Raw genomic sequence first — 12,530 nt, forward strand, 5'->3', positions numbered from 1 at the left:
GCCAGGACCGCCCGCCCGGCCCGCCTACTCGAAGCGCAGCGCCTCGATCGGGTCCATGCGGGCGGCGCGGCGGGCCGGCCAGAAGCCGAAGAAGATGCCGATGCCGGCGGAGATGCCGACGCTGAGCAGGATGACGTCCGGCTGGATCAGGACGGGGAAGTGGATCAGCCTGGCGATGGCGATGGACAGGCCGATGCCGAGCGCGATGCCGATGGCCCCGCCGATCAGGCAGAGCGTCACCGCCTCCACCAGGAACTGCAGCAGGATGTCCCGCGGCCGTGCCCCGACGGCGAGGCGCAGCCCGATCTCCCGCGTCCGCTCCGTCACCGACACCAGCATGATGTTCATGATGCCGATGCCGCCCACCAGCAGCGAGATGGAGGCGACGGCCGCCACCAGCAGGCTCATGGTCCGCGCCGTCTCCGCGAAGGTGGTGAGGAACTCCGTCATGTTCCGCACCTCGAAGGACTCGCGCGAATCGGCCGGCACGCGCATGCGCTGGCGCAGCAGCGCCGTGATCTCCGCCCGCGCCGGCTCCAGCCGCTCGGCCGTGTCGGTCTTCACCATGATGAGGTCCACCCGGCGCGGCTGCGAGCGGCTGTTGCCCAGGACCTTGCGGGCGGTGGAGAGCGGGATCATCACGATGCGGTCCTGGTCCTGGCCGAAGGTGGTCTGGCCCTTGGACCGGAGTGTGCCGATGACGGTGACGGGCATGCGGTTGACCCGGATCGACTGCCCCACCGGATCGGAATCGCCGAACAGCTCCGTCGCCACCGTCCGGCCGATCAGGGCCACCTGCCCGGCGGTGCGCACCTCCGACGGGGAGAAGCTGCGGCCCGCCTCGATCTCCCACTCGCGGACCGCCAGATAGTCGATCGTCACCCCCTCCAGGCGGCCGTAGGAGTTGAAGCGGCCGGCGATGTACTGGCCGCTGCCGGTGCGCGAGGGGGCGACATACATCACGCCCGGCACCTCCCGCGCGATGGCCTCGGCATCGTCCTCCGACAGGCTCTCGGAGCCCTGCATCATGACGCCGCCCGCGCGCCGCGCGCCGGGCGTCACCATCAGCAGGTTGGCACCGATGGAGGAGACCTGCTGCTGCACCTGCTCGCTGGCGCCGGAGCCGACCGCCACCATGGTGATGACGGCGGACACGCCGATCACGATGCCCAGCACGGTCAGGAGGCTGCGCAGGGTGTTGGCCCGGATGGCGGACAGAGCGATGACGATCCCGTCGCGCAGCCTCATGGCGCGGCCTCCTCTTCCTCGGCGGGCGGCAGGGCGGCGAGTTCCGCCGCGAGATCGCGCGGCCGCTCGTTGCGGCGGTCGGAGACGATGCGGCCGTCGCGGAAAGTCAGCACCCGCCCGGCCGCCGCCGCCACCTCCGGATCGTGCGTCACCACCATCAGGGTGATGCCCTGGCGGTTCAGGCGCTGGAACAGCTCCAGCACCTCCATGCCGGTGCGGCTGTCGAGCGCCCCGGTCGGCTCGTCCGCCAGCAGGATGGCGGGATCGTTCACCAGCGCGCGGGCGATGGCGACACGCTGCTGCTGGCCGCCGGAAAGCTGCGAGGGCTGGTGGTCCATGCGGCTGGCCAGCCCGACCAGTTCCAGGCAGCGCCGGGCGCGGTCGGAACGGTCGGCCACCGGCAGCGGCGCGTACATCAGCGGCATCATCACGTTGGCCAGGGCCGAGGTGCGGCGCAGCAGGTTGAACTGCTGGAAGACGAAGCCGATGCGGCGCGAGCGGATCTCCGACAGCCGGTCGGCGGAAAGGTGGGAGACATCCTCCCCGTCGATCTCGATGCTGCCGGCGCTGGGGGTGTCCAGGCAGCCGACCATGTTCATCAGGGTGGACTTGCCGGACCCCGACGGCCCCATGACGGCGACGAACTCACCCCGCTCCAGTTCCAGCGTCACGTCGCGCAGGGCATGCACGACACCGCCGCCGAGCGCGTAGTCCTTGGCCAGACCGCAGCAGCGGATGATCGGGCGCGCCGGCATGCTCAGAACCTCAGCCCGGCGGGACGCTGGTCGGCCCCCTGCCGGTCGGCCCGGACGATCAGCCGGTCGCCGGGCTTCAGCGGCCCGTCCAGCACCTCCGCCCAGTCGGCGTTGCCGAGACCCAGCCGGACCCGGACCGGCTGCGGCTGACCGTTCTCGCCCAGGGTCCAGACCGTGGCCACCTGGGGATCGGTCTCGGCCAGCCGTCCCATGGCCCCGCCGGTGGCACCACCGGCGGGTGCGCCGGAAGGGCGGGCCGCCACCCCGTCCTCCGCCCTCGGGCGGAAGCGCAGCGCCTGGGCCGGGACCCGCACCGCCCGCTCCTTCTCCCCGACGACGATGTCCAGCTTGGCCGTCAGCCCCGGCAGCAGACGTTCGTCCGGATTAGGGGCGGAGACGAGGACGGTGTAGGTGATGACGTTCTGGACTTCCTTCGGCGATTTCTGGATCTGCGTCACCCGGCCCTGGAAAGTGCGGCCGGGAAAGGCATCGACGCTGAAGCGCGCCGTCTGGCCGACGGCGACGCGGCCGATGTCCGCCTCATCCACCCGCGCCTGCACCTCCATCTCCGTCAGGTTCGTCACCAGCTCGAACAGGGTCGGCGCCTGGAGGCTGGCGGCGACGGTCTGGCCCGGCTCCACCTCGCGCTTGATGACGACGCCGGTGATCGGCGCCCGGATGCAGGTGCGTTCCAGGTCGATCTCCGCCTGGTTCAGGGTCGCCTCCTGCTGCAACACCGCGGCCCGCGCATTCACGAGCTGGGCGCGGGCGAGGTCCAGGCCGACATCTGCCGTGTCGAGCCGCGTCCGGGCGATGTCGTAGTCCCGTTCCGAGAGATTGCCGCCCTTGCGCAGCGCCTCGCGCCGGCGGAAGTCGCGGCGGGCATCCTCCAGTTCCACCTCGGCGCGGCGCACCTGCGCCTCGGCCTCCGTGACCCGGGCCCGGGCCACGGCCAGCAGCGCCTGGTTCTGGCGCACCCGCGCCTCATAGGTCTTGGGGTCGAGCCGGGCCAGCACGTCGCCCTCCCGGACGACGCTGTTGAAGTCCACCAGCACCTCGCTGATCTGGCCGGAGAGCTGGGAGCCGACGATGACGCTGGCCGCCGGCTGCACCGTGCCGGAGGTGGACACGGCCGAGACGATCGGCCCTTCCGCCACCTCGGCGAAGCTGTAGACGGTGCCCGGCGCGGCGCCGGGCGTGAAGGCGAACCACAGGGCGACCGCCCCGGCCAGGCCGGCGGCGACAAGGACGAGTCTGGACCGCTGCACGCGACATCCCCCGGCATAGGACGATCGGCACCCCGCCGGGGCCGCTCCGGCCCGAAGGTGTAGCAGGGACTGATGCCGAAATCACGTCAGCCCGACCGGGATGACATGCTGGAAGATGGTACGCGGGAAATCCGGACACCCTGCGCGGCGATGCCGCAGGGCGGGACAACCGGACCGACGATGCCATGCGGACGCTGGCAGCCAGACCTGAATCCGGAAAGACCATCACACAGGCCCTGCGGGGAGAGCAGGCCGAGGACAGAAAAAATCAACGCGGTATAGGAGGGAAATTCTGTTCGTGGTGCCCAGGGGCGGAATCGAACCACCGACACGGGGATTTTCAGTCCCCTGCTCTACCAGCTGAGCTACCTGGGCCCACCACGAACGGAGGGTGGCAGCGGCCTGTCCGGACGTACCGGAGCGTTGCCGTGCCGCGCCGTTTCCGGCGCCTCGGCGGCTGCGCTTGTGGGCGCCGTCGGCCGAGGCCGCTGCATATAGACAAGTTCCCGGAGGCTGTCCAGCGGTTTCGAACACACCGCCCGCACGTTTTTTCCACGCCCCCTTCGACCCGGGCGGAAGCGGGCCGGACAGCCCCCCGGCCTCTCCCGCACCGCCACGCCGGTCCGGGCCATCCCGAGCGCCGGCACCCCGGGGGAGAGCTTAAACGATGCCGGACAACGGCACCGGATTCGGGCCCCGCGGCGGGAAGGCCGGACCTGAGTCCGGGCGGAAGGAGGGGTCAGGAAGATGGCGGCGGCGCATCCGTGTCGGGGAAGGCGTCCTCGTCCCGGTCCACCACGGGAACGCGGTAGACCCCGCCCAGCCAGCGGGACAGGTCCACGTCGGCGCAGCGGCGGGAGCAGAAGGGTTTGAGCGCCGGGTCGGCGGGGCGGCCGCAGACGGGGCAGGCGGCACGCCGACGCTGGCGGGCGTCGGTCAGGTTCACGGGATCGTCGGGCATCGGTCGGGACGTATCGTCTTCCGGGGCGGAACAGCGGACGTGAAGGAGATGCTGGAAAGGCGGGGTCAGTCCAGCCCGTCCAGCAGATCGGCCACGGGAGGGCCGCGGCGGGACCGGGTCATCTCCATCAGGCCCAGCTTGGACAGACCATAGACATGGGTGCCCGCCGGGTCCTCGGAAACCGCCTGCGTCAGCGTCAGCAGAAGGTGTTCGCGGTCGGCGGCGGCGGCCATGTTGACGAAGTCCACCACGACGATGCCGCCGACATTGCGCAGCCGGAGCTGGCGCGCGATCTCCCGCGCCGCCTCCAGGTTCGTGGACAGGGGGTTGCCGCGCTCCCCGCCGTTGACGTCGATGACGGTCAGCGCCTCCGTCCGCTCGATCACGAGCGAGCCGCCCTGCGCCAGCGGCACCCGCCGCTCCGCCAGGGCCGCGATGGCGCCGGCGAGGTCGCCCTCTTCGAACAGGGAGAGACGGGCGACATGCGGCCGCACCAGCGGCTCCAGGTCAGGGGCGCGGTCGCGGCACCAGCGGCGGACCTCCGCCAGCGCCTCCGCCCCCTCCACCCGGATGGCGTCGAAACCGGCGCCGCCGAACTCCAGCAGCGCCCGCACAGGCGCCGTGGGCGCGGGCAGCAGCAGCGCCGGCGCCCCCGCCCCGTCGGCGGCCCGCGCCGCCTGCCGCCAGTCGGCCCAGAGCGACTCCGCCTCCAGCGCCAGCAGCCCGGGGTCGGCGCTGGCGGCGTCGGCGCGGACGATCCAGCCGCCCTCCGCCGGCAGCAGGTCGCGCAGGGTGGCCTGCACCCGCGCCCGCTCCGGCCCGCGACCCAGACGGCGCGACAGATGGAGACCCGAACCCAGCGGGGCATGGACGAGGAAGCGGCCGGGCAGCGTCACGTCCATGGTGAGGACCGCCCCCTTGTCGCCATGGGCATCGGCCTTCACCTGCACCAGCACGGCCTGCCCGGTGCGCAGGAGCTGGCCGATGCGCGCCTCGCGCCGGTCCCGGCCCGAGGGCAGCGGCCGCACGTCGGCCGCGTTCAGAAGGCCCGGCAGACGGTCGCCGATCTCCACGAAGGCGGCATCCAGGCCGGCGACGACACGGACCACCCGGCCCAGGCGCAGCGAGCCCAGCCAGGCCGGCCGGTCGAGACGGTCGAGGTGAAGGTCGGACAGCTCGCCGTCCCGCAGCAGGGCGGCACGGGAGAGCGGTCCGGAACGGTCGATGTGGAGGGCACGGCTCATGGCCGGCCGATCATGCCCCGGCGGCGGGCAGGGGCGCCAGCGGATCGAGTCCCGCGGAACGCAGCAGGCCCGCGACCTCGAACAGCGGCAGGCCGACGATGTTGGGATGCGAACCGACGATGCCGCGCACGAACAGCGCGGCCAGCCCCTGTACGGCATAGCCGCCGGCCTTGCCGTGCCATTCGCGGCTGCGCAGATAGGCGTCGATCTCGGAGTCGGAGAGGCGCTTGAACAGCACCGCGGTCTGGACGACGCGGGTCAGGCGGCGGCCGTCGGGGGTGATGACGCAGACGCCGCCGAAGACGCGGTGGCGGCGGCCGGAGAGCAGCCCGAGGCAGCGGCGGGCTTCGGCCTCGTCTTCCGTCTTGGGCAGGATGCGCCGGCCGACGGCGACGACGGTGTCGGCCGCCAGCACGATGGCCCCCGGATGCCGGGCGGCCACGACCGCTGCCTTGCCGCAGGCCAGACGCAGGGCATGCGGGGCCGGCAGCTCGTCCTTCAGCGGAGTCTCGTCGATATCGGCGGGATCGACCGCCGCTGGCACGATTCCGATCTGCGCCAGCAGATCGCGCCGGCGCGGCGAACTGGACGCGAGCACCAGCACGGGGCCGGCGCCGGGAGACGCCATGGTCACGGATACCGCTTACTTGAAGCGGAAGGTGATGCGGCCCTTGGTCAGGTCGTAGGGCGTCATCTCGACGTTGACCCGGTCGCCCGCCAGGACACGGATGCGGTTCTTGCGCATCTTGCCGGAGGTGTGGGCCAGCACTTCATGATTGTTGTCGAGCTTCACGCGGAACATCGCGTTGGGCAACAGCTCGGTGACCGTGCCGGAAAACTCGATCAGGTCCTCTTTGGCCATAACTTCCTTTCGGAGGCTGTGATTTGCGGGCACATAGGTGATTGGCGCCGGGCCGCCGGTCAAGTGTTTTCCCGGAACGCAGCCCTGGCTTGTCCATATGGGGCACGCGGCGAACCGCCACGCCCCTTACAGCGAAGCCGCTGCGGGACTCACCCGCCGCCGGGCGGCGGCGGGAACCGCTCCCCGATCCGGCGGATCAGGCCGTCGCGGACGCTGCGGTAGGCGGCGAGTCGCACGTCCCGCGAGCCCTCCACGACGGAGGGATCGAAGGTATGCCAGAATTCGACCTCGCAGGCCATGGTCCGGGTCATCTCCACCGCCCGGTGCTGCGCCTCCGGCGAGAGCGAGACGACAAGGTCGAAGGAAGTGTCCTCCAACTGGTCGAAGCTCTTGGAGCGGTGGCGGGCGAGGTCGATGCCGATCTCCGCCATCACCGCCACCGCGAAGGGGTCGAGGTCGCCCTCGCGCACGCCCACCGAGTCCACATAGAGGCGCGTCCCCTGCAACCGCTTCAGGATCGCCTCCGCCATGGGGGAGCGGATCGAGTTGTGGGTGCAGGCGAACAGGACGCTGGTGATGCTCGGCGGGAGGATCTCGGCCATGCGCCGCCCTATCCGCGGATGTGCAGGACGCAGATGAGCGTGAACAGGCGGCGGGCGGTCTGCATGTCCAGCTCGATGCGGCCGGCCAGCCGCTCGCGCAGCAGTTCCGATCCCTCGTTGTGGACACCGCGCCGGCCCATGTCGATCGCCTCGATCTGCGAGGGCGACGCGGTGCGGATGGCCTTGTAGTAGCTGTCGCAGATCAGGAAGTAGTCGCGGACGATGGTGCGGAACGGGGTCAGCGGCAGGGTGACCTTGCTCAGCTCGACATCGTCGTCCCCGCGCACGTCGAAGATGAGGCGGTTGTCCTCGATGGCGAGATAGAGCCGGAACGGCCCCTGTTCGGGCTGCTCCACGAGCTGGAAGCGGTTCTCCTCCAGCAGGTCGAACAGGGCCACGGCCCGCTCGTGCTCCACCTCCGGGCTGCGGCGCACGACGTTCTTCTCCACCAGCTCGACATGGATGATGCGCTGGCTGGACGGCTGGCTCACGGTCCCTCCCCTACTCCGCGGCGCGGCCGAGACGGATCGCCACCGACAGGGCGTGCGCCTCCAGCCCCTCGGCCCGCGCCAGCGTCACCGCGGCCGGGCCGATGGCGGCCAAACTGCAGGCGTCGCAGCCGACCAGCGTCGTCCGCTTCATGAAGTCCAGCACGTTCAGCCCGCTGGAGAAACGCGCGCTGCGCGCGGTCGGCAGCACATGGTTCGGCCCGGCCACATAATCGCCGATGGCCTCGGGCGTGTGGCGGCCCAGGAAGATGGCGCCCGCGTTGCGGACACGCGCGGCCAGCGCGTCGGGATCGGCCACGGCCAGTTCCAGATGCTCCGGCGCCAGCCGGTCCACCAGGGCCGGCGCCTCCGCCAGATCGCGCAGCACGACGATGGCGCCGTGCGCCTGCCAGCTTGCCGCCGCGATGCGGGCCCGCGGCAGGGTTGCCAGATGCGCCTCCACCGCCGCCGCGACGGCATCCGCGAAGGCCGCGTCGTCGGTCAGCAGGATGGCCTGGGAGCTTTCGTCGTGCTCCGCCTGCGAGAGCAGGTCGGCGGCGATCCAGGCGGGATCGTTCGCACCATCGGCGACCACCAGGATCTCCGACGGGCCGGCGATCATGTCGATGCCGACGGTGCCGAAGACCTGCCGCTTGGCGGCGGCGACATAGGCGTTGCCGGGGCCGACGATCTTGTCCACCGGGGCGATGGTGTCCGTGCCGTAGGCGAGCGCCGCCACGGCCTGGGCCCCGCCGATCCGGTAGATCTCCGTCACCCCCGCCGCCCGCGCGGCGGCCAGCACCAGCGGGTTCAGCACGCCGTCGGGAGTCGGCACCACCATGGCGATGCGCGGCACGCCCGCGACGCGCGCCGGCATGGCGTTCATCAGGACGGAACTGGGATAGGCCGCCGTGCCGCCGGGAACGTAGATGCCGACGGCGCCCACCGGCGTCCAGCGCGCGCCCAGGCGCACACCCTGCGCATCGGTGAAGGACAGCGCCTCCGGCTGCTGGCGGCGGTGGAACGCCTCGATCCGCGCCGCGGCCTCGTGCAGGGCGGCCAGGGTGCCGGCATCGCAGCGGGCGACGGCGGCGTCGATCTCCGCCGCGGTGATGCGCAGCGTCTCCGGCGTCAGGTCCTGCCGGTCCCAGCGCCGCGTGTACCCGATCACCGCCGTGTCGCCATGCGCCCGCACGTCGGCCAGGACCGTGGCGACGGCGGCGTTCACATCCTCCTGCACCTCGCGCTTGGCGGCGAGCAGGGTGGCGAAACCGGCCTCGAAGCCGGGATCGCGGGTGGAGAGCCTAAGCGGCATGGGCGGCCTCGCGGAAACGGTCGATCCAGCCCTGGATTTCCCCGTGCCGGGTCTTGTAGGCGGCGCGGTTGACGATCAGGCGCGAGGTGATGTCGGCGATGTGCTCGATCTCGACAAGACCGTTGGCCTTCAGGGTGGAGCCGGTGGAGACCAGATCGACGATGCGCTGGGACAGGCCCAGGCTGGGCGCCAGCTCCATCGCCCCGTTCAGCTTGATGCACTCGGCCTGAACGCCGCGGGCGGCGAAATGGCGCCGGGTGATCTCCGGATACTTGGTCGCCACCCGGACATGCGACCAGCGCGAGGGGTCGTCCCCGGTCACCATCTCCACCGGCTCCGCCACGGCGATGCGGCAGCGGCCGATGCCCAGGTCGAGCGGCGCGTAGAGTTCGGGATAGTCGAACTCCATCAGCACGTCGTTGCCGCAGACCCCGAGCTGGGCCGCGCCGAAGGCGACGAAGGTCGCCACGTCGAAGGAGCGGACGCGGATGATCTCGACGTTCGGCAGGCTGGTCGGGAAGCGCAGCGCCCGGCTCTTCGGATTGTCGAAATCGGGGTCCGGCACGATCCCGACCCGCTCCAGGAGGGGCCGCACCTCGTCCAGGATGCGGCCTTTGGGCAGGGCCAGGACGAGCCGGTCGTCGGTCACGGGATCGGGGGAAACGGCAGGGAACGTCACGGCGGCAGCAGCTCCGGCGGAAAACGGAGAAGCCTTTACTTGGCACGGGCCGGCAGCGGCGTCCAGTCGCAGCGGGGAAAGCCAGGGGTGCGCGGCGGCGCGGACGGGGTGACCCGGACGGGATTACGGGAAGAAAGGCGGCGGAGGAACGGCCGCAGCCTACTCCGCCGCCCGGCCCTCGGCCTCGACATGGCGGGGACGGGCGCTGGTCGGCCAGGGCCGGCCGACATCCTCCAGCCGGCAGTCCAGGGTCGGCGCCTCCAGGCGGATGCAGGCCCCGCCGGAGAAATGCAGCAGCACCGCCCCCTCCGTCCGCTCGATGGCGAGCAGCGACAGCATGGCGGTGCGGTCGCTGCGGTCGAGATTGCGGCAGGAGACCTTCGCCACCCCGTCGAAACGGACGGCGCAGTTGGTCCGCTCGTAGGGGCAGTCCTCGTCGGGCGTGGGGCCGACGGCGGTTCGCCGGAGGGCCTTGCCTGCGGGGGCACCGTCTGCGGGGGCAGCGTCCGCCGTCTCCCAGCGGAAGCGGTTGGCGATCAGGACGAAGCGGCGCTCACCGGGCAGGAACGCCGTGTCGCCGATCGGAACGATCGCGTCCTGCAGGAAGGCGGAGACGACCTTCAGGTCCTCCTCGTCGCATGCACGCAGTTTCAGCCCACCAGACATCGTACCCGTCCCTTCAGGCGACCGTTCATCCACGGGGCCACGGCCCCCGCACGGCCTGATTTAGTCAGTCTCCCGCACCCGTTCCATATCCGCGCCGCAGGCGACCAGCTTTTCCTCGATGCGCTCATAGCCGCGGTCGAGGTGGTAGATGCGGTTCACCACCGTCTCCCCCGCCGCGGCGAGGCCGGCGATCACCAGCGAGACGGAGGCGCGCAGGTCCGTCGCCATCACCGGCGCCCCGGTCAGCCGCGGCACCCCGCGCACCAGGGCCGACGCGCCATGCACGGTGATGTTGGCTCCCATGCGCGCCAGCTCGGGCACATGCATGAAGCGGTTCTCGAAGATCGACTCGGTGATCATGGCGGCGCCGGTGCAGGTGCACATGAGCGCCATCATCTGGGCCTGCAGGTCGGTCGGGAAGCCGGGGAACGGCTCCGTCATCACGTCCACCCCGAGCAGCACGCCGTTGCGGCGGCGGACCCGCAGGCCGGCCTCCGTCTCCTCGAAATCGATCTCGGCCCCTGACAGGATCTTGGCCACCGACTTGATGTGCTCCAGCCGGGCGCCCACCAGTTCGACCTCTCCGCCGGTGATGGCGGCGGCCATGGCGAAAGTGCCGGTCTCGATGCGGTCGGGGATGATGGTGTGGTGGGCGCCGGACAGCCGGTCGCGGCCGCGGATGCGGATGCGGTCGGTGCCCGCCCCCTCGATCTCCGCCCCCATGGCGATCAGGCAGTGGGCGAGGTCGGTGATCTCCGGCTCGCGGGCGGCGTTCACCAGCAGCGTTTCGCCCTTCGCCAGAGCCGCGGCCATCATCAGGTTCTCCGTCGCGCCGACGGAGACCTGGGGGAAGACGATCTCCGCCCCGCGCAGGCCGCCCGCGGGCGCGCTGGCGATGACGTAGCCGCCGTCGATCTCGATGCTCGCCCCCATGGCCTGGAGGCCCTTGATGTGCAGGTCCACCGGGCGCGGCCCGATGGCGCAGCCGCCGGGCAGGCTGACCTTCGCCTGACCGCAGCGCGCGAGCAGCGGCCCCAGCACCAGCACCGAGGCGCGCATCTTGCGCACCAGGTCGTAAGGCGCCGTCGTGCTGGCGATGGTGGCGGCCGTCAGTTCGACCACGCGGCCCTGACTGCCCCCGCCGCCCTGGGCGTGGCCGTTCAGCCGGATGTCCACGCCGTGCTGGGCCAGCAGGTTGGCCATCGTCGTGATGTCCGCCAGATGCGGCAGGTTGGCGAGGGTGAGGGTGCCGTCGGTCAGCAGGCAGGCGGCCATGAGCGGCAGGGCCGCGTTCTTGGCGCCGCTGATGGGGATGCTGCCCTTGAGCGGGCGGCCACCGCGAATCCGGAGCTTGTCCATGGCTGTGCGTCGCTGCGGGAATGGCTGGAGGGGAACGGGGCGGGCGGGGTCGGGAGGGCTTCCCTGGACCCGGAGTGTGGCCGCAGCATGGTCAAGAAGCCCCTGCCGCGACCGGGTCCGGATCAGAGGCGCGGCAATGTCACACCGCGCTGGCGCATGTACTTGCCGGCGCGGTCGGCATAGGAGACCTCGCAGGTTCCCTCCCCCTTGAGGAAGAGGAACTGGCACAGCCCCTCGTTGGCATACACCTTGGCGGGCAGCGGCGTGGTGTTGGAGATTTCCAGGGTGACGTGCCCCTCCCACTCCGGCTCCAGCGGCGTGACGTTCACGATCAGGCCGCAGCGGGCATAGGTGGACTTGCCCAGGCAGATCACCAGCACGTCGCGCGGGATGCGGAAATACTCCACCGTCCGCGCCAGGGCGAAACTGTTGGCCGGGATGATGCAGACATCGGTCTTGCGGTCCACGAAACTGGTCGCGTCGAACTGCTTGGGATCGACGATCGCGTTGTCCACGTTCGTGAAGATCTTGAACTCGTCGGCCACCCGGGCGTCGTAGCCGTAGGAGGAGAGGCCGTAGGAGATCACGCCCTCGCGCTTCTGCGCCTCGGTGAACGGCTCGATCATGCCCTTGGTCGTGGCCATCTCGCGGATCCAGGTGTCGGGCATGATCGGCATGGGGGCGGGGTCTCCGGAGTCGCGGATGCGGGAATGAGCGGCCTTGTAGCCCAGCGCCGGGGGGCGCTCAAGCGACAGGGGCGCGCGGCCGGCCTGTCTCAGGAGCCGCCGCGGGCGCGCTCCTGCTCCTTGCGGCGGCGCAGATTGTCCCGCAACGCGCGGGCCAGACGCTCGGCCCGGTCGTCCTTCGGGCCGGCATCCCTTGTCCCGGCGTCCTTGCCCGCGGGCGGGGCTGCCTGACCGTCAGGGGAAGCAGGGGACAGGGTGTGCGGCTGCGGGTCGTCGGTCACGGCGGCGGCTCCCGGGCGGGCGGAAAGGGGATGTCGCCGGGATTCAGGCGACAGCATGCTCCCGGCGTCAAGCGATGCCGTCAGCCCGCGGCGGTATCGGGCGGCGGGACCGCGGT

15 protein-coding genes and 1 tRNA gene are annotated in these 12,530 nt (G+C 71.3%); all 16 read right to left on the reverse strand.

Translation table 11 applies throughout. The annotated features are described in order from the left end of the window. Positions 1-24: 24 nt before the first annotated feature. Entirely contained in the window at positions 25-1,248 is a 1,224-nt protein-coding gene (locus RC1_RS07855; RefSeq protein ID WP_012566827.1) for an ABC transporter permease, read from the reverse strand. Further along, entirely contained in the window at positions 1,245-2,003 is a 759-nt protein-coding gene (locus RC1_RS07860; RefSeq protein WP_012566828.1) for an ABC transporter ATP-binding protein, read from the reverse strand. The genes RC1_RS07855 and RC1_RS07860 overlap by 4 nt, the downstream gene beginning before the upstream one ends. 2 nt (positions 2,004-2,005) lie before the next feature. Continuing rightward, complete coding sequence (locus tag RC1_RS07865; protein ID WP_012566829.1) at positions 2,006-3,271, reverse strand: efflux RND transporter periplasmic adaptor subunit; 1,266 nt, start codon at positions 3,269-3,271, stop codon at positions 2,006-2,008. A 299-nt stretch (positions 3,272-3,570) separates the two neighbouring features. Then, positions 3,571-3,646: transfer RNA gene (locus tag RC1_RS07870), tRNA-Phe, on the reverse strand. A gap of 364 nt (positions 3,647-4,010) precedes the next feature. Further along, positions 4,011-4,232 carry a DNA gyrase inhibitor YacG gene (locus tag RC1_RS07875; RefSeq protein WP_012566830.1) on the reverse strand — a complete coding sequence of 74 codons (222 nt, stop codon included), beginning with the start codon at positions 4,230-4,232 and terminating at the stop codon, positions 4,011-4,013. Positions 4,233-4,297: 65 nt separating this feature from the next. Beyond that, the gene (locus RC1_RS07880) at positions 4,298-5,476 is read right to left on the reverse strand and encodes a ribonuclease E/G (RefSeq protein ID WP_012566831.1); all 1,179 of its coding nucleotides are present in this window, start codon (positions 5,474-5,476) and stop codon (positions 4,298-4,300) included. Positions 5,477-5,486: 10 nt separating this feature from the next. Beyond that, positions 5,487-6,104 carry a Maf family protein gene (locus tag RC1_RS07885; protein ID WP_012566832.1) on the reverse strand — a complete coding sequence of 206 codons (618 nt, stop codon included), beginning with the start codon at positions 6,102-6,104 and terminating at the stop codon, positions 5,487-5,489. A 15-nt stretch (positions 6,105-6,119) separates the two neighbouring features. Next, positions 6,120-6,338: a translation initiation factor IF-1 gene (gene infA / locus RC1_RS07890; RefSeq protein WP_012566833.1), complete on the reverse strand. Its 219-nt coding sequence runs from the start codon at positions 6,336-6,338 to the stop codon at positions 6,120-6,122. A 149-nt stretch (positions 6,339-6,487) separates the two neighbouring features. Beyond that, positions 6,488-6,940, reverse strand: a complete 453-nt coding sequence (locus RC1_RS07895) for an arsenate reductase ArsC (RefSeq protein ID WP_012566834.1) — start codon at positions 6,938-6,940, stop codon at positions 6,488-6,490. 8 nt (positions 6,941-6,948) lie between these two features. Further along, positions 6,949-7,431 carry a UPF0262 family protein gene (locus RC1_RS07900; protein ID WP_012566835.1) on the reverse strand — a complete coding sequence of 161 codons (483 nt, stop codon included), beginning with the start codon at positions 7,429-7,431 and terminating at the stop codon, positions 6,949-6,951. Positions 7,432-7,441: 10 nt separating this feature from the next. Further along, positions 7,442-8,743, reverse strand: coding sequence for a histidinol dehydrogenase (gene hisD, locus RC1_RS07905; protein ID WP_012566836.1), 1,302 nt, complete (start codon positions 8,741-8,743; stop codon positions 7,442-7,444). Then, positions 8,733-9,392, reverse strand: coding sequence for an ATP phosphoribosyltransferase (gene hisG / locus RC1_RS07910; RefSeq protein WP_041786189.1), 660 nt, complete (start codon positions 9,390-9,392; stop codon positions 8,733-8,735). The genes hisD and hisG overlap by 11 nt, the downstream gene beginning before the upstream one ends. Before the next feature lie 189 nt (positions 9,393-9,581). After that, the gene (locus RC1_RS07915; protein WP_012566838.1) at positions 9,582-10,088 is read right to left on the reverse strand and encodes a DUF2948 family protein; all 507 of its coding nucleotides are present in this window, start codon (positions 10,086-10,088) and stop codon (positions 9,582-9,584) included. Positions 10,089-10,148: 60 nt separating this feature from the next. Next, positions 10,149-11,447: a UDP-N-acetylglucosamine 1-carboxyvinyltransferase gene (gene murA, locus RC1_RS07920; RefSeq protein ID WP_012566839.1), complete on the reverse strand. Its 1,299-nt coding sequence runs from the start codon at positions 11,445-11,447 to the stop codon at positions 10,149-10,151. Between the two features lie 122 nt (positions 11,448-11,569). Further along, entirely contained in the window at positions 11,570-12,124 is a 555-nt protein-coding gene (dcd, locus tag RC1_RS07925) for a dCTP deaminase (protein ID WP_012566840.1), read from the reverse strand. Between the two features lie 98 nt (positions 12,125-12,222). Beyond that, on the reverse strand, positions 12,223-12,414 hold the full coding sequence (locus tag RC1_RS07930) for a hypothetical protein (RefSeq protein WP_012566841.1): 192 nt from the start codon (positions 12,412-12,414) through the stop codon (positions 12,223-12,225). Between the last annotated feature and the right edge of the window lie 116 nt (positions 12,415-12,530).

Origin of the sequence: Rhodospirillum centenum SW (assembly GCF_000016185.1) — a bacterium.
Classification (GTDB): Bacteria; Pseudomonadota; Alphaproteobacteria; order Azospirillales; family Azospirillaceae; genus Rhodocista; species Rhodocista centena.